Origin of the sequence: Flavobacterium frigoritolerans, assembly GCF_025847275.1 — a bacterium.
Lineage (GTDB): Bacteria > Bacteroidota > Bacteroidia > Flavobacteriales > Flavobacteriaceae > Flavobacterium > Flavobacterium frigoritolerans.
This window is the reverse complement of the sequence record NZ_JAOZEV010000002.1, coordinates 410,817-434,738: the sequence shown is the minus strand read 5'-3', so window position 1 is coordinate 434,738 and position 23,922 is coordinate 410,817. Positions and strand designations below refer to the sequence as shown.

At 32.2% G+C, this 23,922-nt stretch carries 17 protein-coding genes, 2 tRNA genes and 1 riboswitch; of the genes, 13 read left to right on the top strand and 6 right to left on the bottom strand.

Annotation, left to right across the window (positions count from 1 at the left end; genetic code table 11):
* Positions 1-6: 6 nt before the first annotated feature.
* The gene (locus OIU80_RS04490; protein WP_264285846.1) at positions 7-1,500 is read right to left on the bottom strand and encodes an MFS transporter; all 1,494 of its coding nucleotides are present in this window, start codon (positions 1,498-1,500) and stop codon (positions 7-9) included.
* A 242-nt stretch (positions 1,501-1,742) separates the two neighbouring features.
* Positions 1,743-1,934, top strand: a riboswitch (cobalamin riboswitch).
* Between the two features lie 320 nt (positions 1,935-2,254).
* Between OIU80_RS04490 and OIU80_RS04485 the strand changes: the two genes are divergently transcribed.
* Positions 2,255-3,574 carry a DUF5074 domain-containing protein gene (locus tag OIU80_RS04485; RefSeq protein WP_264285845.1) on the top strand — a complete coding sequence of 440 codons (1,320 nt, stop codon included), beginning with the start codon at positions 2,255-2,257 and terminating at the stop codon, positions 3,572-3,574.
* A 212-nt stretch (positions 3,575-3,786) separates the two neighbouring features.
* On the opposite strand, the gene OIU80_RS04480 is transcribed toward OIU80_RS04485, so the two are convergent.
* Together OIU80_RS04480 and OIU80_RS04475 are read right to left on the bottom strand one after the other, a co-directional pair.
* Positions 3,787-3,859, bottom strand: a tRNA-Phe gene (locus OIU80_RS04480).
* A gap of 115 nt (positions 3,860-3,974) precedes the next feature.
* A tRNA-Phe gene (locus OIU80_RS04475) sits at positions 3,975-4,047 on the bottom strand.
* A 99-nt stretch (positions 4,048-4,146) separates the two neighbouring features.
* Here OIU80_RS04475 and OIU80_RS04470 point away from each other — a divergent pair.
* The 6 genes from OIU80_RS04470 to OIU80_RS04445 all read left to right on the top strand — a co-directional run bounded on the left by OIU80_RS04470 (position 4,147) and on the right by OIU80_RS04445 (position 10,406).
* Positions 4,147-4,881: a type III pantothenate kinase gene (locus tag OIU80_RS04470; protein WP_264285844.1), complete on the top strand. Its 735-nt coding sequence runs from the start codon at positions 4,147-4,149 to the stop codon at positions 4,879-4,881.
* Complete coding sequence (locus tag OIU80_RS04465) at positions 4,874-6,127, top strand: hypothetical protein (protein WP_264285843.1); 1,254 nt, start codon at positions 4,874-4,876, stop codon at positions 6,125-6,127. Before OIU80_RS04470 ends, OIU80_RS04465 begins: the two co-directional genes overlap by 8 nt.
* A gap of 47 nt (positions 6,128-6,174) precedes the next feature.
* Entirely contained in the window at positions 6,175-6,729 is a 555-nt protein-coding gene (gene lptC, locus OIU80_RS04460; RefSeq protein ID WP_264285842.1) for an LPS export ABC transporter periplasmic protein LptC, read from the top strand.
* Positions 6,730-6,741: 12 nt separating this feature from the next.
* Positions 6,742-6,933 (top strand): hypothetical protein, encoded by a 192-nt coding sequence (locus OIU80_RS04455; RefSeq protein ID WP_264285841.1) that lies wholly within the window; start codon positions 6,742-6,744, stop codon positions 6,931-6,933.
* 5 nt (positions 6,934-6,938) lie between these two features.
* Complete coding sequence (locus tag OIU80_RS04450) at positions 6,939-8,198, top strand: hemolysin family protein (RefSeq protein ID WP_264285840.1); 1,260 nt, start codon at positions 6,939-6,941, stop codon at positions 8,196-8,198.
* A 108-nt stretch (positions 8,199-8,306) separates the two neighbouring features.
* Positions 8,307-10,406 carry a peptidylprolyl isomerase gene (locus OIU80_RS04445; protein ID WP_264285839.1) on the top strand — a complete coding sequence of 700 codons (2,100 nt, stop codon included), beginning with the start codon at positions 8,307-8,309 and terminating at the stop codon, positions 10,404-10,406.
* 379 nt (positions 10,407-10,785) lie between these two features.
* Here the strand turns inward: OIU80_RS04445 and OIU80_RS04440 are convergent, their stop codons facing one another.
* Together OIU80_RS04440 and OIU80_RS04435 are read right to left on the bottom strand one after the other, a co-directional pair.
* The gene (locus tag OIU80_RS04440; protein ID WP_264285838.1) at positions 10,786-11,703 is read right to left on the bottom strand and encodes a GYDIA family GHMP kinase; all 918 of its coding nucleotides are present in this window, start codon (positions 11,701-11,703) and stop codon (positions 10,786-10,788) included.
* 91 nt (positions 11,704-11,794) lie between these two features.
* On the bottom strand, positions 11,795-13,111 hold the full coding sequence (locus OIU80_RS04435) for a hydroxymethylglutaryl-CoA reductase, degradative (protein WP_264285837.1): 1,317 nt from the start codon (positions 13,109-13,111) through the stop codon (positions 11,795-11,797).
* A 181-nt stretch (positions 13,112-13,292) separates the two neighbouring features.
* On the opposite strand from OIU80_RS04435, the gene OIU80_RS04430 reads away from it, so the two are divergent.
* From OIU80_RS04430 to OIU80_RS04405, 6 genes are all read left to right on the top strand, one after another.
* Entirely contained in the window at positions 13,293-15,461 is a 2,169-nt protein-coding gene (locus tag OIU80_RS04430) for a S9 family peptidase (RefSeq protein WP_264285836.1), read from the top strand.
* A gap of 37 nt (positions 15,462-15,498) precedes the next feature.
* Positions 15,499-17,175 carry a peptide MFS transporter gene (locus OIU80_RS04425; protein ID WP_264285835.1) on the top strand — a complete coding sequence of 559 codons (1,677 nt, stop codon included), beginning with the start codon at positions 15,499-15,501 and terminating at the stop codon, positions 17,173-17,175.
* Positions 17,176-17,251: 76 nt separating this feature from the next.
* Positions 17,252-18,910, top strand: coding sequence for a peptide MFS transporter (locus tag OIU80_RS04420; protein WP_264285834.1), 1,659 nt, complete (start codon positions 17,252-17,254; stop codon positions 18,908-18,910).
* Positions 18,911-18,924: 14 nt separating this feature from the next.
* Positions 18,925-20,409 carry a peptide MFS transporter gene (locus tag OIU80_RS04415; RefSeq protein WP_264285833.1) on the top strand — a complete coding sequence of 495 codons (1,485 nt, stop codon included), beginning with the start codon at positions 18,925-18,927 and terminating at the stop codon, positions 20,407-20,409.
* Positions 20,410-20,464: 55 nt separating this feature from the next.
* Positions 20,465-20,932, top strand: a complete 468-nt coding sequence (locus OIU80_RS04410) for a thioredoxin family protein (RefSeq protein ID WP_264285832.1) — start codon at positions 20,465-20,467, stop codon at positions 20,930-20,932.
* Between the two features lie 255 nt (positions 20,933-21,187).
* Complete coding sequence (locus tag OIU80_RS04405) at positions 21,188-21,643, top strand: thioredoxin family protein (RefSeq protein ID WP_264285831.1); 456 nt, start codon at positions 21,188-21,190, stop codon at positions 21,641-21,643.
* 173 nt (positions 21,644-21,816) lie between these two features.
* Here the strand turns inward: OIU80_RS04405 and OIU80_RS04400 are convergent, their stop codons facing one another.
* Complete coding sequence (locus tag OIU80_RS04400; RefSeq protein ID WP_264285830.1) at positions 21,817-23,844, bottom strand: ComEC/Rec2 family competence protein; 2,028 nt, start codon at positions 23,842-23,844, stop codon at positions 21,817-21,819.
* Between the last annotated feature and the right edge of the window lie 78 nt (positions 23,845-23,922).

Below are 23,922 nucleotides of genomic sequence, written 5' to 3'. Positions count from 1 at the left end.
AAAGAATTAGATGTGAGTGTTTTTGTCTTTATTGTCAATATAAATCATTCCTATGACGAAACATACCGAAGCTATAATAATAGGATACCAAAGTCCATCAAGATAAAAGTCAGATTTGCCAGCTTCTTTTGAGTGGGTTACAAAATAGGTTGAAATTGCAGGAAGCAAACCACCAAAGATTCCGTTTCCAACATGGTAGGGTAGTGACATTGATGTGTATCGTATTTTTGCAGGAAACATCTCTACCAAGAAAGCCGCAATAGGGCCATAAACCATTGTTACAAATAAAACCTGAACAAAAACTAGAAAAATCAATATCCATTTATCTTGAGAATTGATAGTGATTGTAGTTTGTGTTTCGGGGTTAATTTTTTCAGCATGACTTATTTGTTTAGTTGCAGCAATCGTCCCATCTGAGTATTCATTGTTTATAATAACGTAATGTTCTTTTTTGTCATTGTTATCGGATTCAGTTGTATATGTGTTTGAGATAATTTTGTTGTCTAGGTTTACGGTTTCATACATTTGTTTATATATAGGCCTGTAGAGTAGGATTGCGAGTAGCATTCCACCCATCATAATATATTTTCGTCCTATCTTATCGCTCAGCCATCCGAAAACTATAAAAAAAGGAGTGCCAAGTAGTAGAGCAATTCCTAGTAAGCCATCTACTTGAGAAGATTCAATACTCATTACTGTTTTCATGAAGCTCATGGCGTAAAATTGTCCGGTGTACCAAACAACACCTTGTCCCATTGTTGCGCCAAACAAAGCAAGCAAAACAAATTTCAGGTTATATCTATTTCCGAAACTTTCTTTCAAAGGGTTTACGCTTATGCTTCCTTCCTTTTTAGCTTTAGCAAAAACAGGAGATTCATCCATGTTTTTTCGTATCAAATACGAAACCCCGACCATTGCAATAGATACCCAGAAAGGAACACGCCATCCCCAAGAATCAAAAGCTTCTGCTGAAAGAGTGTTTTTAGTAACTAAAATGACCATTAAAGAAATAAAAAGCCCGACGGTTGCTGTAGTTTGAATCCATGAAGTCCAATAACCGCGTTGCCCGACAGGAGCATGTTCAGCAACATAGGTAGCAGCACCGCCATATTCTCCGCCAAGTGCAAGACCTTGCAGTAAGCGTAAAATCAAAACTAATAATGGTGCCAAGAAGCCAATGGTTTCATAACTAGGAATACAACCGATTAAAAAAGTGGAGCATCCCATTAATAATAGAGTTGCCATAAAAGTATATTTCCGTCCGATTAAGTCTCCAAGACGTCCAAAAAATAAAGCGCCAAAAGGCCTAACAACAAACCCTGCTGCAAAAGTGGCTAAAGTAGCCAAGAAAGATGTTGTTGGATTGTCGGAAGGAAAGAATTTGGTAGAAATAACCACAGCTAAACTTCCAAAAATATAAAAATCATACCATTCTATCATTGTCCCCATAGAAGAGGCCGAAATTACTTTCCAGATGCCTTTTGTAGAAGTTTTACTCATGAGTTAATTTGTGTACTTGGTAGTAATTAATAGCATTGAATATTTTTTAACGAATATAAAAGATAATTTTTTATTTATTTGATGCTTTTTTAACAAATAGTGCTTATTTGTTGATTTAGTATTTATTCAGTAAATAAAAGCTTGATAGTTTAAAATAAATTATAGTTTGCAGAGATGCTCAAGGCCTTTAAAATAAAGAACTATTGTTTTGTTACGAAAGAAAACACTAGTTTTGCAGCTCAAATTTTAAAACAAAAAATGGTTGTCATATTGTTATAATATTGACATTAAAAGGGAATTTGGTGTAAATCCAAAACTGTCCCGCAGCTGTAAGCTCATTAACCGAAACCCTTTAATACGTCACTTTTCATTTAGAAAGGGAAGGCTGGGTGTAGGGAGTAAGTCAGAAGACCTGCCGTTTTTATAGTAATAAATAGCTTTCGGGGATTGAAGCTTGAATTAAGAGTAATACTTTTCACCTTGTGTGATAATGGTATTGTTTATCTATTCTATTCTCGTAAGCCAAAAATGGAATTTATGAGATTTTTTTTCTGCAAATATGATATTGTAAAAGCAATCTTTTTCTGGAAGTTTCCCTTTTCGATGTTTTCTTTTTCTCCACTAAAAAAATCATTAAAACGTATCGTTTTACAATATGCTGTGCTTTTACAAAAGTTTATTTGTACAACTTTTGCAAGGGTAAATTGTATTTCGATTTAAAAATTTAAGTAATATAATTTTTAAATATTTAATAATGAAAAACCAATTTTTTTCTAGGCAATTAATTGTAATTGCTTCTTTGATGATGCTGACAGTTTCGTGTAATAATGATGACGATTTTACAGCGCCTCCAGTAATAAAAGGCGAACAGCAATTAAAAGATACTTTAACCATTGGAAAAACGCTTCAATTAAACTCAAAATTAGCAGAAAGAAAGAATGTTTCTTTTGAATGGGCTGTAGACGGAAAAGTAGTAGGGTCAGATTCGACCTATATCTTTAAACCAGAAACAAGAGGAGATTTTAAAATTACGATGACGGCCAAAAATGATGGCGGAAAAGTTTCTCTTACTTATGATATTCATGCGTGGGGAGCATATGAAAACGGTTTTTTTATGATTAACGAAGGATGGTTTGGTCACGGAACAGGAACGGTAGGGTTTTATAGATACGATACAAGAGCTATAGAAGATAGTGTTTTTGTAAAAGTAAATCCAGATAAAGATTTAAAACCGGCATCATCTACATTAGAATTTGGAACCATCATTAGTAAAAAACTATTTTTAGTTTCTAAAGTTAGCGGACCTGTTGTGGTAGCCGATGCATATTCATTAAAAGAAGAGAAAAGAATTCCAGCTAAAGGCGGAAACGACTGGCGTGCAGTAGTAGGTGTTGATGAAAATCAAGCTCTTTTGACTTCTAGTAAAGGGATATTTAAGCTTAATCTTAATACGATGGAGGTTAATGGACAAATCGAAGGCGTTACAGGTCAGGTTGGAGATGTTGTTAAGACCAACGGTTATATTTTTGCATTGTCAGCTTCAAAAGGTGTTATTGTTATAAATGCTTCAACATTGGCAGTCGAAAAAACTATTCCAGGTATGGTTCTAGGATTTGCTGTTACTGATGATAAAAAAGTATGGGTAGCAGGAGGTAAAAATCTTATAAGTATAGATTCAAATACTCTTGAAGTAAAAGAAATAGCGTTAGGTTTTCAGGCTTATGGAAGCTGGGGAGCTTGGCATCCGGGTTCTATTACGGCTGCTAAAAATAATGTTTTCATTGCTAAAAATGGCAGTTGGAGTGGTGGTAAAGAAATTTACAAATACACAGGTACTTCAGAGTCATTGGCTACGCCATTCATTACATTAACAAATTCAAATATTTTATATGGTGCAGGAATTGGTTATGACCGAAAGAAAAATACTTTGGTGGTAAATACCTTAAATTCAGGTTTTGGTGTGAATTTCTCCATAAATAATCTTTATTTATTCAACGCCGATTCAGGAGCAAAAACAGCATCTGTAAATTATTCAGGATATTATTTCCCTGCAGTTTCTGTGTTTCATCAATAATTTTTTTGTTTTTTAACCGTAAAATATTACCGCAAAGTCGCTAATATTTTTACTTAAGAATATGTTTAAAAACGCAAATGTTCGCAAAGCTTTATCATAAAACTTTGCGAACATTTGTGTTTATTACTTTACGCACTTTACGGTAATTTTTTTTGGTAGTAAAATCAGGAAAGTATTAAAAACAGAAAACCCACTCGTTTGAGTGGGTTTTGTGGTACCTCCAGGGATCGAACCAGGGACACATGGATTTTCAGTCCATTGCTCTACCATCTGAGCTAAGGTACCGTGCATATTGCGGGTGCAAATATAGAATGTTTTTTAGTTTATCCAAGGTAAATTCGAAGAAAGAATTGTATTTGTCAAGAAAAAACAAAAAACCCACTCGTTTGAGTGGGTTTTGTGGTACCTCCAGGGATCGAACCAGGGACACATGGATTTTCAGTCCATTGCTCTACCATCTGAGCTAAGGTACCGTGCATATTGCGGGTGCAAATATAGAATGTTTTTTAGTTTCTCCAAAACAATTTTAAAAAAAAATCAATTCGTATCTTCGCAGCAGTAAATAAGAAGTTATGGTTTTAACAATCGATGTTGGAAATACACGTATTAAAGGTGCTGTTTTTGAGAATAATACTGCTTTGGAGTTTTTTGTTTTTGATAAAAATGAGCTCGAAAAAAGAATCAAAAATATTTTAAATAAATTTGAAAAAGTAACAGATTTGGTTGTTGCTTCGGTTGGAAATATTGGAAAAGATTCATTTTTAGTTTTTAATAATGTAGTAAATGTTTGTTTTTTGACAAATGAAGATTGCTTTCCGTTTAAAAATAAATATGCTACGCCAAAAACTTTAGGAATAGATCGAATTGTGCTTGCTAGTGGAGCAACGCTGCAATATCCTAATCAAAATAGATTGGTTATTGATGCAGGAACTTGTATAACATACGATTTTGTCGACGAAAACGATAATTATTTAGGGGGAGCCATATCTCCAGGACTACGATTAAGATATGAAGCGCTCCATAATTATACAGCAAAACTTCCGTTATTAACATTTGAAGAACCTGAAAGATATATTGGTAATTCAACTCCCGAATCAATGCATTCAGGGGTTGTCAATGGATTCGTCTATGAAATAGACGGTTTTATCGATCAATACAAAACAGACTACTTAAATTTTATAATAATTTTAACGGGTGGTGATGCACTTTTTTTGGCTAAACGATTAAAAAATACCATATTTGCCAATTCAAATTTCTTATTAGAAAGTTTGAACCAAACATTTCAATATAAAATCAACAATGATTAAAAAAATTATAATAAGCGCATGCTTACTTTTGTCATTCGTGTCTTTTGCTCAGCAAGGAACATCTTCCCCTTATTCTTTTTACGGAATTGGTGATGTAAGGTTTAAAGGAACTGTCGAAAGTCGTTCTATGTCGGGTATTGCAGTAGAGCAAGATAGTATTCATATTAATTTGGAGAATCCTGCGAGTTATGCAAATTTAAAACTAACAAGTTTTACAGTAGGAGGAACATTTAATTCAAGTACATTAAAAACTTCTAAAGAATCGGCAAAAGCGCAAAGAACAACCTTAGATTATATAGCTGTAGGTTTGCCTTTAGGTAAAAAGTTTGGAGTAGGTTTTGGGTTAATTCCATATTCATCTGTAGGATATCAAATTGAATCACTTGCAGCAAATAATGGGCTTAATAATAAAAGATTTGATGGTTCAGGAGGTTTGAATAAAGTTTATTTTGGACTTGCATATAAAGTTAAACCGAATTTAAGTATTGGAGCAGATGTTCAATATGATTTTGGTAAAATTGAAACGACTAGTTTAGAGTTTGTTACTGATGTTCCGGTTGGAACTAGAGAATTAAATACGACTTATTTGTCAGGAGTTAATTTTAACTTGGGAGCAATGTATCAGTATAAAATAAATAAAAAGTTGTCTTTCTTTAGTAGCGCAACATATACTATACAAAGTAAATTGACTTCTGAAAACACAAGAAATATTTCGACAGGAATGCTTGGTTCAGGGCTTAATTTTACTGTTTTAGATCCAGGAGAAGATATAAAAGATAAAGTTGATGTAAATATGCCGTTCAAACTAGCTTTGAGTGCAGGTGTAGGAGAGGCAAGAAAGTGGTTAATTGGAGGAAAAGTTTCATATCAAAACTCAGTTGATCAATCAAGTATATATAATGCTGCGCCAAATGTAGGATATGGAAAATCAGCAAGTGCAAGCTTGGGAGGTTATTTTGTTCCTAATTATAGCTCTTTTTCAGGATACTTTAATAGAGTTACTTATAGAGCAGGTCTTAAATACGAAAGAACTGCCTTGATAATTAATTCACAGCGTGTAAATGATATTGGACTTACACTTGGGGCTGGATTTCCAATTTCAGGAACATTTTCGAATATCAATTTCGGAATGGAGTTTGGGAAAAGAGGAACTACATCAGCAGGTTTAATTCAAGAGAATTATGCTAATTTTAGTCTTGGTTTCTCATTAAACGATAAATGGTTCGAAAGAAGCAAGTTTAATTAATCCAGATTATAAACTCTTTAATTAGGGTTTAATACCTTATTTAGTGAATGAATTTACTTAAAAAATATAGTGTCATTCCTGGGCTCGTAATTTTTATTACGATGTTTTTTCTAGGATGTGAAGGCAATTTCAAAGACGTACAAAGAAGTAATTTTGTAGAGTTTGTTCCTGCCAGTGATGCTGACAATGTCAATATAAAATATACCGATTCTGGGCTTATTTCAGGAATTTTAATAAGTCCCAAGATGTTGGATTACTCTAATGTTAGTTTTCCTTTTACTGATTTTCCCAAAGGTATAGATGTTACTTTGTATGATAAAAAACGCAAACGTACCTATGTAAGAGCAAATTATGCTATTTCGTATAAACAAACTTCTGTTATCGACTTACAAGGAAAAGTAAAAATCACTACAGATGATGGCCAGATGTTAGAGACAGAGCAGTTGTATTTTGATCAGAAAAACGAATGGTTTTATACCGAAAGAAAGTTTAAATTTACAGATGCAAAAGGAGTTTCATACGGTCAAGGAATTGATTTTAGCAAAGATTTTAAAATAATAAACTCTCAACGAATAAACGGAGAGATAGAAACCGAAGAATAAAAAATAATAATTATGGGTTACTTAAAATATACACAATACGCTTATTTAATAGTTGCAATTCTTTTTCTTTATGAGGCAATAATGAAAATAAGTGCAGGTGAAGCTACTCCTTGGTTAAGTTTTTTGATTGCAGGAATGGGAATCTTTATGTTCTTTTTTAGGAGAAAATTTGCCAACAAACTAGACAATCGTAATAAAAAATAATAAAAATGGAGATTAGTATTATAATACTATGTTTAATACTATCAGCCTTTTTTTCGGGTATGGAAATTGCATTCATATCTTCGAATAAAATTTATCTAGAGATAGAGAAGAAGCAAGAGAACTTCTTATCTAAAATTCTTACTAAGCTTACCGAAAAACCTTCAAAATTTATAGCAGCTATGCTTATTGGGAACAATATTGCAATAGTTGTTTATAGTTTTTTTATGGGTGACTTGCTCTTAAGGACGCTTATAGGCTTTGGGTATCATTTTTCGAATGTTACTAGTTTGCTTGTTCAAACTGTGATTTCAACTTTCTTTATTTTAATTACAGCAGAGTTTTTTCCAAAAGTATTTTTTCAAATTTATGCGAATTCATTAATTAAATTTTTTGCAATTCCAGCATATTTTTTTTACTGGCTTTTTTATTATATTTCTACTTTCTTTATCTGGATTTCAGATTTTATCTTACGTAGATTTTTTAAGACAGAGGGAGATCAGGTTCAGTTTTTCTTTAGTAAAGTTGAACTTGGGAATTATATTTCAGAGCAAATGAGTACGGTGGAAGATGATGAAGAAGTTGATTCGGAGATACAAATATTTCAGAATGCTTTAGAGTTTTCGGGCGTGAAAGCAAGAGATATAATGACGCCTCGTACTGAAATAGATGCAGTTGAATTATTTGATACTATAGATGAGCTTAAGGCTTTATTTGTAGAAACAGGGTATTCTAAAATACTTGTTTATCAGAATTCATTAGATGATATTTTAGGATATGTACATTCTTTTGATTTATTCAAAAAGCCAGAAACAATAAAATCGGTATTGATTCCTGTAGAGTTTGTTCCAGAAACAGTTTACATAAAAGATGTTTTGAACTTGCTTACCAAAAAACGAAAAAGTGTAGCTGTTGTATTGGATGAATATGGAGGAACTTCTGGAATAATAACTGTTGAAGATATTGTAGAGGAGTTGTTCGGAGAGATTGAAGATGAGCATGATTCAGATGAAGAATTAATAGAAAAAGAATTAGGAGAAGGGAAATATATTTTTTCAACTCGATTTGATGTTGAGTATTTAAATGAGACATATAAATTGAATATTCCAGAAAGTGATTCTTATGGTACCTTGGGAGGCTTTATTGTAGATCATACAAAAGAAATTCCGCAAATTGGGGAAGAAATTACCATAGGAAACTATCATTTTGTGATAGAAGAGGCGACAAATAAGAAAATAGAATTAGTCAAAATGACTATAAAAGAGTGATTTTTTTTAGAAAAATAAAAAATCTTGGAAAATAAATTGCTACTAGTATTATTATTAGCTAGATAATTGTATTTTCGCAAACTGAATATAAAATTAACAACAATAAAAATGGCAGTTTTAGCAAAAATTAGACAACGTTCCGCTTTATTGATAGGCGCTATTGCACTTGCATTATTTGCATTTATCATTCAAGATCTTTTCAGTAGTGGAAATTTTGGTGAGAGTTCAAAAGACGTAGGAAGCATCAATGGGAAAGATATTTCATTTGAAGATTTTAGAATCAAAGTTAGTAGTGTTGAAAAAAGTGGACAAGGAATAACTTCCACTGAAGCTGCAAACAGAGTTTGGGATCAAGAGGTTTCTATTGCTTTGTTATCATCAGAGTTTGATAAATTAGGATTAAGAGTAGGTGAGAAGCATTTACTTGAGGTTTTAAAAGCTGACCAAAATATCGGGAAAAACCCAATGTTCTTAAATGCAGCAGGGATTTTTGACGTAGCAAAATTTAAAGAATATTTTAAAGCAAATCCAGAGCAAGCTCAATATCTAAAAGATAGAGAGAAAGATGCAGATTTGAATGCAAAATACCAAATATACAATACGTTGATTAAAGCAGGTCTTTATACAACTGTAGCAGAAGGTAAGTTGAAATATGAAATGGAAGCAAACAAAGTTAACTTTGCATTTGCAGCTGGTTTATATTCTTCTATCAAAGATAGCGATGTAAAAGTTTCAGATTCTGAAATCGTTGATTTCATGAAAAAAGACGAAAAGAAATTTAAAGCAGATGAAACTCGTGAGATTCAGTATGTTTTAATTGAAGATAAAGCATCTAAAGAAGATGAAGCAGAAATTAAAGCAAAAGTAACAGCGTTATTATCTGGAAGTGTTGTTTACAACCAAAAAACAGGTAAAAATGATACTTTGCCAGGATTTAAATCAGCTAAGAATATTGCAGACTTTGTTAATTCAAATTCAGATGTACCTTACGATTCAACTTATGTAGCTAAGAAAGATTTGCCAGCTGTAGATGCTGATAAATTATTTAGTCTTGCACCAGGTGAAGTTTACGGACCTTACATTTTTGGTAACTACTACTGTATTTCTAAATCTTTAGGATTTAAAGCAGGAGTTAATGCAAAAGCAAGTCATATCTTAATTAGTTATGAAGGAACTCAGGTTCCAAACCAAAAAGAAAGAAGAACTAAAGAACAAGCTAAAGCTAAAGCAGAAGAAGTTTTGGCTCAAGTTAATGCAAATCCAGATAGTTTCTTGATGTTGGCTTTTACAGCTTCAGATGATTCATCTGCACAGCAAGGTGGTGATTTAGGATATTTTGGTCAAAATCAAATGGTAAAACCATTTAATGATTTCGTTTTCAATAACCCAATTGGGAAAGTAGGATTGGTAGAAACTCCTTTTGGTTTCCATATTATCAAAATTACAGACAAACAAGATGGTGTTCGTTTAGCAACTGTAGCTCAAAAAATCGAAGCATCTGAAGCAACTTCAGATAGAGTATTTACTCAGGCAACTAAATTTGAAATGGATGCAGCTGATAAAGATTTTAATAAAGTTGCAAAAGATATGAAATTAACCGTTTCTCCTGCAGTTACTGTAAAAGCAATGGATGAAAATTTCGGACCATTAGGAAATCAAAGAACTATCGTAAGATGGGCTTTTGAAAAAGGAACAAGTAAAGGAGATGTTAAACGTTTTGAGGTAGCTAATATCGGTCACGTTATTGCACAACTTAAGAGTATTAACAAAACTGGTTTAGTATCTGTAGATGTTGCAAGACCTTATGTAGAGCCAATTCTTAAAAACAAGAAAAAAGCTGAAATACTTAAAGCTAAAATGAATGGTACTACTATCGAAGCAATTGCTAAGAGTGCTGGAGTAGCTGTACAACAAGCAACAGATGTTACTATGAATAATCCAGTTTTACCTGGTGGAGTTGGTCAAGAGCCAAAAGTTGTAGGTAATGCATTTGCTTTGGCAGCAGGTAAATTGTCTGCTCCAATTGAAGGTAATACAGGTGTATATGTTGTTAAAAATATAAGCACTATAAAAGCACCAGCTTTAAAAGACCACGCAGCTTATGTTGCTCAAGTTAAAGCTCAAAGTGCACAGGATGTAAACAGAATTCTTCCTGCATTGAAAGATAATGCTAAAATCGTTGATAACAGAGCTCACTTTAGCTACTAGTTTATTACGACTTAGATAAAAGATTAAATTGAAAATCCCGAAATATTTATTTCGGGATTTTTTTGTTTTATAGTTTGAGATTTTACCATGCAAGGTGTTTGAAGTCTTGAGGAGTAATTTTTTTGCCACTAATTAAAGATTAGGTTTTTATTCTGCTCGGCCAACCCAACCCAACCGAAGGTATAGTTTGTTATAGGTAAAGTAAGATTACTTATGAAATATAAAGAGGCTTAATAAGATTGTGTGTTGTTATCCTAACAGATCTTTAAAGCCTGTTAGGTATCTTGTCATCTTGTATTGATTATATTGTGTTGACTAAAGAGTCAAAAAAAAACCTTGCTAAAGTATAGCAAGGTTTGTGTTTTTTAGAATTTGATGTTTAAGACAGTATCATTTCATTATAAGGAATTATTGTTTTATATCCTTTGGCGGTAAAATATTCTGTTGGGTTATCTTTTGATATTACCATTACAAAATCGCCTCCCCAAGCACCAAGGCTTTTTATAACGCCATCAAAATCTGGAAAGAGTCTTTCCTTGATGGTTTGCATTTCTAGAATATTGCTCATTTCGGCTTCGTGGATGGCTAATGTTTTAGCAAATTCTTTTCCAGTTTTGGCATGTATAACGGCTTGCGTTATTTTGTCGTTATTGGCAATTATCTTTGATAGGTGACTGTTTTTGTTGTTGTAATAGGCTGTTATGGCTGCTTTGCTGCTTTGTTTTTTGTTTAAGTATACAAAGTGTAGATTCTGACTGAATTCAGGATTGAAGTCTATGGTTTCTACAATTGGTAAATCTTGTTGCAGATGATACAATATAGGAGTATTGTTTTGTGCACAGGCAATATCATATCCACTCCCTCCAAAACTGTTTTTAAGAAGCGTAAAAGCATCAATTTTTGTCCATTGAGCAATATTGTTTAATAATGTCGATGATGTGCCTAGTCCCCAATTTTTAGGAAAAGTAAGTTGTGTGCTTATTTGGTATCCTTCTGATTGAGTTAAAAACTCAGGGTTTAATAAATAAGCTTCGTGTAGAATATTTACTAATGTAGTTTTTATTGTTTCTGTTTTGGGCTCAGGATTATCTATTATTTCTTTAAAAGTTATAGTGTCTTCAAACCAAATACTATTATCGGCATCGTAACTTTTCCATTGTATTTCTTGATTTTCTCCTTTAGCAATAATTAAACTTTGTCCAAATTTTGTTGGTAATGCAAATGCTTTTGCTCCATCTAATACTAAGTATTCTCCGGTTATTAAAAGTTTTCCGTTACTATAAAAAGTTGTTTTCATGCATTTATTTTTAGCCCCGATGGCAGTGGTATCCTTTGTGTTTTGTCTTTAAAAACATAAAGATATAACGTACAGCGGGAATGGCTCCTTATTATTTTCTTAGGTTTTCAATAAAATCGACTACTGCACTATGCGATATGGTATGATTTTTAAAATGGTTTTTGATTAAATGACGTTCGTTGTCATCGGCAGCAAATTGATTGATGATATTATTAATGTGCATTTTCATATGTCCCTCCTGAATTCCAGTAGTGGTTAATGAACGCAGTGCTGCAAAGTTTTGTGCTAAACCAGCAACAGCTACAATTTGCATTAACTGCGGAGCTGATGGATTTTCTAACATTTGTAATGAAAATTTGACTAACGGATGTAAAGAAGTTAGTCCACCAACAGTGCCTAAAGCTAGAGGCATATCTAGCCAAAATGTAAAAATTCCATCTTCGATTTTAGCATGTGACAAACTTGAATATTGTCCGTTTCTGGATGCATAGGCATGAACTCCTGCTTCTACAGCACGGAAATCATTTCCTGTGGCAAGTATTACAGCATCGGCTCCATTCATGATTCCTTTGTTGTGGGTTACAGCTCGGAATGGTTCAACTTCTGCAATTTGTACAGCTTGAACAAATCGTTCGGCAAATTCTTGAGGATTTGGTATGTGTTTTTCGGCCAATTCATCTACAGGACATGAAACTTCGGCTCTTACAATGCAGTTTGGAACATAATTAGAGAGTATGCTCATGATGACTTTTACCTCTTCATTAGCTTCTGTGAATAATTCGTATTCCTGAGAAGCTTCTTTTAATGTTTTGGCAAATTGCTCTAAACATGAATTTATAAAATTAGCTCCCATGCTATCTTTGGTTTCAAAGGTGGCATGAAGCTGAAAGTAATTTGGCAATAAATTGGTTTTGTCTCTTAAAACAATGTCTAGGATCCCACCACCACGTTGTTGCATATTTTTGGTTATGCTTTCGGTATCGCTAAAGAATTTACTTTTTGTTTGTGCGAAAAATAAGTTCAGTTTTGAAACATCACCATTAAAAGTAAAATGTACTTGGCCTATCTTTTCGGTGTTGATAACTGTAGCTTTAAACCCACCACGAGTTGACCAAAATTTGGCTGCTTTTGAAGCTGCCGCAACAACCGAACTCTCTTCGATTGCCATTGGTATTGTGGTATATTTGTCGTTTATCAGGAAATTTGGAGCTACACCAAGCGGAATATAAAAATTGGTTATGGTGTTTTCGATGAATTCATCATGTAATTTCTGTAATTTTTCATCGGTATTCCAGTAACTTTTAAGTAAGAAAACTGCTTTTTCTGGTGTAGAAAAGTACTTTTTTGCAATCCAGTTTATTTTTTCTTCTTTGGATAATTTAGAAAATCCAGCAACGGCGTTGTTCATTCTCAATTGATTAAATAGTAGTATTGCTGCAAAGATACCATTTTAACGGTTTTGTTTGTAATGTAATTACGGACATTAAATAATATAAAAAACCAATTTCTTAACATTTAACACTTGGAATGTATATTATGTGTATTTTTTTCACTAAAATTGGGCTCTTTTTTATATTTAACTCATTTGTATGAATACAAGCAAACTTACCGCATTACTTTTATTTATTTGTTTCACTGTTTTTGGTCAACAAAAAATCACTGTAGATGACGTTTTTAGCGGGATATTTCGAACCAAAGAAATGTTTAAACTACAATCACTACAAAATGCCAACCAGTATACTGTACTTAATTTTGATAGGGCAAGTAGGAGCATGCAAATTGATTTGTACGATTATGCTACGTTAAAAAAAGTAACAACTTTAATTGATACAAAAAATCACAGAGAGTTACCGATGATCAATAGTTATACTTTTGATGCATCAGAAAAAATGATTTTATTGGCTTGTAATTCTACCAAAATCTTCCGTCACTCGTTTACAGCAGATTATTATTTATATAATATAGACACAAAAGAGTTAACAAAGCTGTTTGACTTTAAGGTTCAAGAGCCAACTTTCTCGCCAGATGGACAGAAAATAGCTTACGCAAAAGAAAATAATCTATATGTATATGATTTAGCTTCTAAAAAATCGACTCAGATTACAACTGATGGAAAGAAAAATTCTATTATCAATGGTATTACTGATTGGGTTTATGAAGAAGAGTTTGCTTTTGTGCGGGCTTTCGATTGGAGCAAAGACAGTAAGAAACTAGCTTACATTCGTTTTGATGAAAGCTTAGTTCCAGAATTCTCAATGTCGATTTTTAAAACAGACTTGTATCCTACAATTGAGACTTTTAAATATCCTAAGGCAGGAGAAAAAAATGCATTAGTTTCGTTACATATATATGATGCTGCTGCAAATGCTACTAAAGAAGTTAAGTTAGGAAATTATAACGACTTTTATATTGCAAGGATGAAGTGGACAAATGATACTAATACATTGTCGGCTCAGGTGTTAAATCGTCACCAGAATAATTTAGATTTATTGTTTGTTGATGGTACTTCAGGAGCTTCAAAAGTAGTCCTTAATGAAAAAGATAAAGCCTACATTGATGTTACAGATAACTTAACTTTCTTAAAAGACAATAGTTTTATCTGGACTAGTGAAAAAGATGGTTTTAATCATATTTATTTATATGATAAAACAGGAAAGCTCAAAAATCAAGTTACTAAAGGAAATTGGGAAGTAACTTCATATTACGGATTTGATGAGAAAACAAAAACTGTTTTTTATCAATCTACAGAAAATGGGTCAATCAATCGTGATATTTACCGAATTGCTCTTGACGGAAAAAATAAAGTACGTTTATCTAAAAACGTAGGTACTAGTAAGGCAACCTTCAGCCCGAATTTTCAATACTACATTAATACATTCTCAAGTGCATCTCAGCCTACAACTTTTACTCTTAACGATGCAAAAGCTGGAAAAGAATTACAAGTTATAGAGAATAATGAAGCACTAGCTTCTAGTTTAAAAGCATACAATCTTGCTACAAAAGAATTTTTAGTCCTAAAAACAGCTAAAGGAAATGAGTTGAATGCATGGATCTTAAAGCCTAAAGATTTTGATCCTGCCAAAAAATATCCTGTTTTTATGTTTCAATACTCAGGACCAGGTTCTCAGCAAGTGGCGAATCAATGGAATAATTCTAATGATTACTGGTTCGAAATGCTAACGCAACAAGGCTATATCGTTGCTTGTGTAGACGGTAGAGGAACTGGGTTTAAAGGAGCTGAATTCAAGAAAGTAACACAATTACAATTAGGAAAATACGAAGTTGAAGATCAAATTGATGCAGCTAAAGTTATTGGTAATTATCCTTATGTTGATGCTTCGAGAATTGGAATTTTCGGATGGAGTTATGGTGGATTTATGGCTTCAAACTGTATCTTCCAAGGGAACGACGTTTTTAAAATGGCTATAGCTGTCGCTCCAGTTACTAATTGGAGATTTTATGATTCGGTTTATACAGAAAGATATATGCAGACTCCTCAAGAGAACGCAAGTGGTTATGATAATAACTCTCCTATTAATCATGTTGATAAATTAAAAGGTAAGTTTCTTTTAATTCATGGATCAGCAGATGATAATGTGCATGTGCAAAATACAATGCAAATGATGGAGGCGTTAATACAAGCTAATAAACAATTTGATTCGCAAATTTATCCAGATAAAGATCACGGTATTTATGGCGGAAAAACAAGAGTTCAGCTTTATACTAAAATGACTAACTTTATCAAGGAAAATCTTTAATTAAAATCTAATTAACCTAAATATAATAATGAATAATATGGAAGAAAAACAAGTGAGTACGGCGCATCCAAAAGGGCTTTGGGTATTGTTTGGAACAGAGATGTGGGAGCGATTTAATTTTTATGGCATGCGTGCCTTATTGACTTTATTTCTTGTAAATTCATTATTGATGAAAGAAGAAGAAGCTTCATTGATTTATGGAGGTTTTCTTGGACTTTGTTACTTAACACCAATGCTTGGTGGGTTTATTGCCGATCGTTTTTTCGGAAACAGAAACTGTATTCTTCTTGGAGGTTTCATGATGGCAGTGGGGCAACTATTTTTATTTGCCAGTGGTAGTATTTTTGAAGCAAATTTAAGCTTGGCTAAAATTGTAATGTATAGCGGATTAGGAATTATCGTTTTTGGTAACGGTTTCTTTAAACCGAATATTTCTAGTATGGTTGGGAGTTTGTATCCAAAACAAGAAAAAACCAAATTAGATTCTGCCTTCACTATTTTCTATATGGGAATTAATATTGGTGCTTTCTTAGGGCAGTCTATTTGTCCGATTTTAGGAGATGTTAAAGAGATTGGTGGTCTTAGAGATATTCACGCTTTTAAATGGGGATTTTTAGCAGCTTCGATTGCAATGCTTTTAGGAACTTTACTTTTTTACTTTTTAAAAAATAAATATGTGGTTACTCCAGAAGGAAAACCTTTAGGAGGCTTACCGTCTAAAAATGATGCTTCTGATTTTGAAGAAGGAGAGGCTCAAAAAGCTAATTTTTCTAATAAAGCTTTAATAATTGCTGGAGTTAGTTTCTTTGTTTTAGGTTTATTCTTTCATTATGTAATTGAACAGAATCTAATTTATACATTAATTTATTCAAGTGGATTGGCTTTAGCTGGATTGATCATTTCAGATTCTTCATTAACTAAAATAGAGAGAGATCGTATTTTTGTAATTTATATCGTTTCTTTTTTTATTATTTTCTTCTGGGCAGCTTTTGAACAAGCTGGTTCATCATTAACTTTTATCGCAGATAACCAAACGGATAGAAACTTCTTTGGTTTCCAAATGCCTGCATCAATGGTGCAGATTTTTAACGGACTATTTGTAGTAATATTAGCTGTTCCTTTTAGTGTATTATGGGATACTTTAAGATCAAAAGGAAAAGAGCCTATTTCTACTGTAAAACTAGCTGTTGGATTGGTAGTTATTTCTTTGAGTTTCTTTATGATCGCGACTCAAGTTTCTTATATTGGAACTTCTGGATTGTTATTAGTTAAGTGGTTGATATTATTATATTTCTTAAATACATGTGCTGAGTTATGTTTATCTCCAATAGGTTTGTCATTGGTAGGTAAATTATCTCCAAAACGTTTTGCTTCATTGCTGTATGGAGTATTTTTCTTGTCTAATGCATCAGGTTATGCTTTAGGAGGTACTTTAGGTTCTATCTTGCCAGCTACTGGGGATAAATTTGCAAAAGCAAAAGAATTAGGTATTGATCTTCAGGGGGTTTTAGATAAAACTATAACACCTACAGCTGAGCAGCTTGCTCTTTTAGACAAACATCAAATTAGTGCTGCAAATCATTTCTTTGCAGGGTTTGAAATTCATAACTTATATGAATTCTTTATGGTATTTGTTGTGCTTACTGGTATTGCCGCAATTATATTGTTTGCTTTGACCCCATTTTTGAAAAAAATGATGCACGGTGTTCGTTAAAAGTTGAAGCCTTAAATAGTATTACCTATCCGATTTATTTGGGTAGGTAATTTTTTAATTTTGTACCTATTTTATTATGTGGAAAAATCATCCAAAAGCATTGCCTTTTTTGTTTTTATCTGAAATGTGGGAACGTTTTGGTTATTATTTAATGATTGGAATTTTTACTTTATATCTAAAAGATGTAGAGGCTGGGTTTGCTATGACCGAGAAAGAAGCTTCTGATTTGTATGGAACTTTTATAGCACTTGTGTTTTTGACACCTTTTATTGGTGGTTTGGTTGCGGATAGATATTTAGGATATAAAAACTCAATCATTCTTGGAGGCTTAATGATGGGAGTAGGTTATTTTATGATGGGAATTCATAGTTTAACAATGCTATATATGGCGATGACGCTGGTTATTATAGGTAACGGTTTTTTTAAACCTAATATTTCTACACTTCTAGGAAATTTCTATGATGAAGATAAATACAAGGATAAGAAAGATGAAGGATACAATATTTTCTATATGGGAATAAATGTGGGAGCTTTCATTTGTAATTTCTTTGGTGCAGCTTTACAAATACTTCTAGGATGGCATTTTGCTTTTATGGCTGCAGGATTAGGAATGTTTATTGGTGTAATTGTTTTTGTTTTAGGTACAAAACATTATGGTAATAAAACTGATAAAAAAGGAATTCAAGAAGGAGATATGCCATTTTCAAAAATTGTATTGTATATTCTTGTTCCATCTATTGTATTTGGAGTTATAGGTTGGTTGCTAAAAGGAGTACAATCTGATATGAATTTAGATAGTTCAATTTTTGGTTCAGACAGTACAGATGCATTTATTTTCGCATGTATTCCTGTGATTTATTTTTACGGAAGTTTATATTTTAAAGCCAAAGTAGAAGATAAGCGACAAATAGGGGCATTGCTTTCTATTTTTGCCGTAGTTATTTTATTTTGGGCAGTTTTTAAGTTGAACGGATCAGCGCTAACTACATGGGCAGATCGTTATACAGATAGAGAAATTACTGGAACGACACAAACTGTTTTCAATAATTTAAAATTGGCTAAAGAGGTTAAGTTCACGAAAGATTCAACAGAATTATATGATGCTAGTTTTAGGCTTCAAAAAGAAAACGGGAAAGTGGTTAAAACAGTAGATCATCCAGTTTATTTTAGAAACGTAGCCGAGGACAAAAAACCTGCTGAAGGAGCAACAGTTTCTATTTGGGCGACTAATTTAAGTCAGTCAATAAACCCTGGTTGGGTAATTATTTTGACACCTTTGGTAGTGGCGTTTTTTACATTTTTACGTAGTAGAAAAAAAGAACCAAGTACACCAACTAAAATTGCATTCGGGTTATTGATTTCGGCATTATCCGTTTTAGTAATGATTGCTGCAGTTCATATAGGTGGTAACGGAGCCGAGAAAGTATCGGTTTGGTGGTTGGTTGCTAATTATGGAATTATAACGATAGGAGAGTTATTCTTGAGTCCCATGGGATTGTCAATCGTATCTAAACTGTCTCCAAAAAATATTACAGCCTTAATGATGGGAGGCTGGTTTTTATCAACATCAATCGGAAATAAATTAAGCGGCGTTTTAGCTAGTATGTGGGATCAATATGATGACAAAATAAACTTTTTTTGGGTGAACTTTGGCTTATTGATGTTTGCAACAGTATTGATGTTTGCTTTGGTAAAAAACTTAAACAAAGTGATGAAAGATCACGGTATCAATTAATTATTTATAAATAAATGGAACATAGTATTACTTTAGACGAAATACAAAATTTTAAAGGCAAGTACCCAAAGCAATTGTGGTATTTGTTTTTAGTCGAAATGTGGGAGCGTTTTTGCTTTTACGGTATGAGAGGTGTTTTGGCATTTTTCATGGTCGACCAATTAGGATTATTAGAAGGGAAAGCAAATTTGCAATATGGAGCCATACAGGCATTTGTATATGCTTTTACTTTTATTGGAGGTATTTTTGCTGATAAAATTTTGGGATTTAAAAAATCTTTGCTTTTTGGTGGAATCGTTATGATTATAGGTAATCTTATCATTGCGGCCTCTCCTCATGATTTTTTCTATTACGGTATTACGCTGTCTATTATTGGAACTGGATTTTTTAAGCCTAATGTTTCTTCGATGGTTGGTGAACTTTATCATGAAAATGATGGACGTAGAGATGCTGGTTACGGTATGTTTTATGCTGGTATTAACATCGGTGGAATGTTAGGAGGAGCGATTCCTATTTATTTAGGGAAGAATTACTCTTGGAGCTTGTGTTTCCTTTCTGCTGCGATAGTTATGATTATTGGTGTCATTACATTTCTTTTAACAAAGAAACATTTAGCACCTATTGGTAATTCACCATTAGAAAAGCATACTCCAAAAAAACGTAATATGTATGAGATTGGAGTTTACGTTGGTTCTTTATTAGCAATTCCGCTTATTTATATAATGGTGATAAATTCTGATTTTACAGAATATTTCATGTACACAATTGGAGCAGTTGCTCTATTGTATTTTCTGTACGAACTGTTAAGAATTAAAGATCGTAAACAGCAATATAAATTATTGGCGGCATTTATATTTATCTTCGGATATTTCATGTTTATGGCTATTTCAGAGCAATCAGGAGGATCGTTATCATTGTTTGCAAAAGATAATCTAACAAGTAATTTGTTATTCTTTAATATAGATCCTAATGTGGTTAATAATAGTATAAACTCTTTATACGTAATTATTTTTAGTCCTCTAATTGGATTGTTATGGATATTCCTTTATAAAAGAAAAATTGAGCCTAATACAGTTGTAAAATTTGGATTCTCATTTATTCTTCTTGCAGCAGGATTCTTTATCTTTTATAGTGCTCGTTTCTTTGTTGATGCAAATGGATTAAGTTCTCTTAACGTTTTTGCCCTAGGGTATTTAGTGTATACACTTGGAGAATTATGTATTGGACCAATCGGAATGTCTGTTATTACTAAATTATCACCTAAAAGACTTTTCGGAATGATGATGGGGTTATGGTTTTTATCGAGCGCTTTTGGACAATTTGCAGCAGGGAAATTGGGTTCTGAAATGTCGAATGCGAATACTGGAACTACACTTATGTCTAAGTTGATAGCTTATACAGACGGATATTATCATTTGGCAATTTATTCGCTTATAGCTGGTATTGTTTTAATAGTAAGTACGCCATTGATTAAAAAATTAATGCAAGAAGTAAAATAGAAAATATTTTCTAGTTTATTTTTTCATTAAATTTGGAAAATAAAATAAGAATAAAATGAAAAATATATTTATTGCATTGTTGCTAGTATTAGGTTCTTTTGCGGTTCAGGCGCAAGAGCTAAAATGGTATACAGATGTAAAAGAGGCTATAGCTGTTAGTAATAAGGAGAAAAAACCTATGTTATTGTTTTTTACAGGAAGTGATTGGTGTGGTTGGTGTATTCGTTTGCAAAGCGAAGTCCTAAAAACTGCTGAGTTTAACAAATGGGCAAAAGATAATGTTATTTTGGTGGAGTTAGATTTTCCAAGAAGAACAGCACAAACTCCAGAGGTAAAAGCTCAAAATAATGAATTGCAGCAAGTTTTTGGAATTCAAGGATTTCCAACCGTTTATTTTACAAAAGCAGAGAACAAGGATGGGAAAGTTAACTTTCAGGGACTTGGTACTACAGGCTATGTTGCAGGAGGCCCATCGGCTTGGCTTGCAGTTGCAGACGGGATTGTTAATCCGGTTAAAAAGTAATTAAATATAATAGCTAGCTTAAGTAGCTATTAATAAATAAAAGAAGCTCTTTTCGTTTTATACGGAAAGAGCTTTTTGTAGTTTATTAAGGTAATTCTGTTTTTTATTTTGACTTTAAATGCTGGTTTTTTTATAATATTGACAGGGTATTGTTTGTAATGAAACGTAAAATATACTTTTAGTTGTAAAATAATTTGGATAATTAGAATTAAATGTTAATTTCGTTTGTTTTAATTAACCAACCCCCAATTTATTATGATGAAAAAACTACTTCTCTCCCTATTCTTTTTAGGATTTTTTACTGTGCAATCGCAAAATTTAGTTTGGAAAACTAATATTACTGATGGTATTGAAGCAAGTAATAAATTAAAGAAACCAATGTTAATTTTGTTTACAGCAAATAATTTGTCTGATAATCTGCAAAATGAAATAATCAGAACTTTAGAATTTGCGCTTTGGTCAAGAGATAATGTTGTTTTGGTAAAATTAGATTTGTCTGACAGCCAAGCTTCGGATAGTGATAAAGAACAAAATATAAAGCTTAAAAATGCTTTTGGAGTTCAAGATTTACCAGAAATATGTTATGCGAATGCTATAGTTAGAAAAAGCAAAACAACTTTTCAGGCATTAGGTAAAATGACTTATAAATCAGGTGGAGTAAAGGCATGGATTGTTGAGTCAAATGCTATTTTGCATCCAAGTGATTTTTAAGTTTTGTTTTTAAAGCAATCATTGTTTTGTATTGCAGACTAATTAAGAAAGCTAGATATTTAAGTTGTGTAAGTTCATATCTGTGTATATAAACCTAGATGTACTTAGATTCTTTAATAAATAAAGTTTGTGAAATCATCGTTTTTGAAATTTAAAAATAGGATGTTGCTCTATTAATTCAATTTATAAAATCCCTTCTCATTGGTAAAATGAAAAGGGATTTTTTCGTTTATACAAGTTTTTTTCCAATACTGCTGTATCGATTTGTAGTTTGTGCCGTCAGCAATGACCATCTTGGGTTGTATTGTTTTTAATACCCTTTCGAAATTCATTTTAGGGGATTGCGTAATTATCAAAATATCGGGTTTTATTTTTTTAGGATATATCCCAGTGTTATCTATAATTAAGATTTTATAACCATTAAAATAAGCAACATTCTTTAGCTTTTCTTTATTTTTTAGATTTCCAAAATTGCCTACCAAATAAGAAGTTAAAGAGTAATTATTATTCGAAGTAGTATCAGTTGCAAATAAAGTAACAGAGTTACCAGTTCTTTCTGTAATTTGAGAATTCTTTGTTACATTATATACAATCCATTCATTTTGTGTTTCAGTATTTTTTCTATTCATAATAAAAGTAATCTGTAACAGAATTATTGAACTCAGAGTTATTGACAGCATAGTAAAGGTTGGCTTTTTAGACCAGATAATTCCTGATATTATTAATAGATACGAAGAGATTAGCAAGAATGTATTAAAGGAAATATCTCGTATGATGAAACTTTCAAATGAAGCAATACTGTTTATTATTTTATTCAAATAGAAAATACTTTTTTCTAGAAGTTGTACAAGAAGCATAGGTGCACTATCAAATGCAGCTAAAATCATTACTACAATGCCTAAAATCATGATAACACTTAAGAATGGTATAATTACTATATTGGCAACAAAAAATAATCCTGGAAATTGATGAAAGTAATATAAGCATATTGGTAACGTACCAATTTGTGCAGCAAAGGATACCGTTAATGCATTCCATATTGCAGTTGCGAATTTATTTTTTGGAGCCCATATTTTTTTTAATATTGGTTGGAACCAAATAATAAAAAATAAGGCTAAATAGCTTAATTGAAATCCTACATTGAATATAAAAGCAGGTTCAAAGAGAAGTAAAAATAATATTGAAACTAATAAGGTGTGATAGATATTTAGACTTCTTCTTAAATGAATCCCAACTGCTATAAAAGAAAACATAACTACAGCTCGTAATACCGAAGGAGAAAACCCTGAAATAACTGCAAAGGCAAATAAAGATATTATTAATATAATGAGCTTTATTAGAGATCCCTTTTTAGTGTTAGGAATAGGTTTTAGTATATAAGTCATGAAAATTAATATATAGCCCACATGAAGGCCTGAAACAGATAAAATATGGGTTACACCAGCATATTGATAGTCTTTGATTATCTCAGGCAATATGTCTTGTTGCTGACCTAGAATTAGAGCAAGGGCTACATTCATTTCGGTTTTATTGAAGCCATTTTTCTCTAGATTCTTAACAATTTTTGTTCGCATTCGCGCAGCATAGTACCAAATGCTTTTCTCAATCGTAGGGCTAATTGTTATTTCATTTTTTTGAATATATAATTGAGCATAAATATGTTTTTTGTTTAAATATTTACTGTAATCAAATTGATTAGGATTTTTTGGAGAGCTATTTTTTGATAATTCTCCTTTAACGCGAATACAATTCCCTATTTCCAGATTTAATTTAGTACTGTCTTTTTTTATGTTTAGTGCTATTTTTCCAGAAGCAGGTTTTTGATCAATCTGATTTATAGTAGCAATATATCTGTCGCTGTAATTGTTACTTTTTAATTTTGCACTAATTATAAAATCTATTAAATGTTGTTTATCATAGATGTTGTCGTAATTAGTATAATTACTTTTTTGAAATGATTCGGTATGGAGAGTTTGGGTTGTGATACCGATGCAACAGGCTAATAAATAAGTAGCAATCCCAAAGTAAGTTACTCTTTTCGGTTTATGTATTGAATAATAATAACAGCTACAAAATAGGAGTATTGAAGCAAAAAGTGATATATAGGTAAAAGTAATAGAGAGACTTAGACAATAAGCAAGTAAAATACCTATCATAAAACTAATTGTTATTCTTGCCAAAGGGAATTCTAGTACTTTCATGTAGCTAAAATACAATAATTTGTAAGAAATAACCTTGGTTATTTTTAATTTCTACTTTGCCTTTTGATTTGAGGAAAC

Coding starts and splice junctions, on each gene's coding strand:
- OIU80_RS04430 (WP_264285836.1), top strand. CDS start 13,293: ATGAATACAAGCAAACTTACCGCATTACTTTTATTTATTTGTTTCACT.
- OIU80_RS04465 (WP_264285843.1), top strand. CDS start 4,874: ATGATTAAAAAAATTATAATAAGCGCATGCTTACTTTTGTCATTCGTG.
- OIU80_RS04400 (WP_264285830.1), bottom strand. CDS start 23,844: ATGAAAGTACTAGAATTCCCTTTGGCAAGAATAACAATTAGTTTTATG.
- OIU80_RS04485 (WP_264285845.1), top strand. CDS start 2,255: ATGAAAAACCAATTTTTTTCTAGGCAATTAATTGTAATTGCTTCTTTG.
- OIU80_RS04440 (WP_264285838.1), bottom strand. CDS start 11,703: ATGAAAACAACTTTTTATAGTAACGGAAAACTTTTAATAACCGGAGAA.
- OIU80_RS04455 (WP_264285841.1), top strand. CDS start 6,742: ATGGGTTACTTAAAATATACACAATACGCTTATTTAATAGTTGCAATT.
- lptC (WP_264285842.1), top strand. CDS start 6,175: ATGAATTTACTTAAAAAATATAGTGTCATTCCTGGGCTCGTAATTTTT.
- OIU80_RS04450 (WP_264285840.1), top strand. CDS start 6,939: ATGGAGATTAGTATTATAATACTATGTTTAATACTATCAGCCTTTTTT.
- OIU80_RS04405 (WP_264285831.1), top strand. CDS start 21,188: ATGATGAAAAAACTACTTCTCTCCCTATTCTTTTTAGGATTTTTTACT.
- OIU80_RS04470 (WP_264285844.1), top strand. CDS start 4,147: ATGGTTTTAACAATCGATGTTGGAAATACACGTATTAAAGGTGCTGTT.
- OIU80_RS04420 (WP_264285834.1), top strand. CDS start 17,252: ATGTGGAAAAATCATCCAAAAGCATTGCCTTTTTTGTTTTTATCTGAA.
- OIU80_RS04445 (WP_264285839.1), top strand. CDS start 8,307: ATGGCAGTTTTAGCAAAAATTAGACAACGTTCCGCTTTATTGATAGGC.
- OIU80_RS04415 (WP_264285833.1), top strand. CDS start 18,925: ATGGAACATAGTATTACTTTAGACGAAATACAAAATTTTAAAGGCAAG.
- OIU80_RS04490 (WP_264285846.1), bottom strand. CDS start 1,500: ATGAGTAAAACTTCTACAAAAGGCATCTGGAAAGTAATTTCGGCCTCT.
- OIU80_RS04435 (WP_264285837.1), bottom strand. CDS start 13,111: ATGAACAACGCCGTTGCTGGATTTTCTAAATTATCCAAAGAAGAAAAA.
- OIU80_RS04425 (WP_264285835.1), top strand. CDS start 15,499: ATGGAAGAAAAACAAGTGAGTACGGCGCATCCAAAAGGGCTTTGGGTA.
- OIU80_RS04410 (WP_264285832.1), top strand. CDS start 20,465: ATGAAAAATATATTTATTGCATTGTTGCTAGTATTAGGTTCTTTTGCG.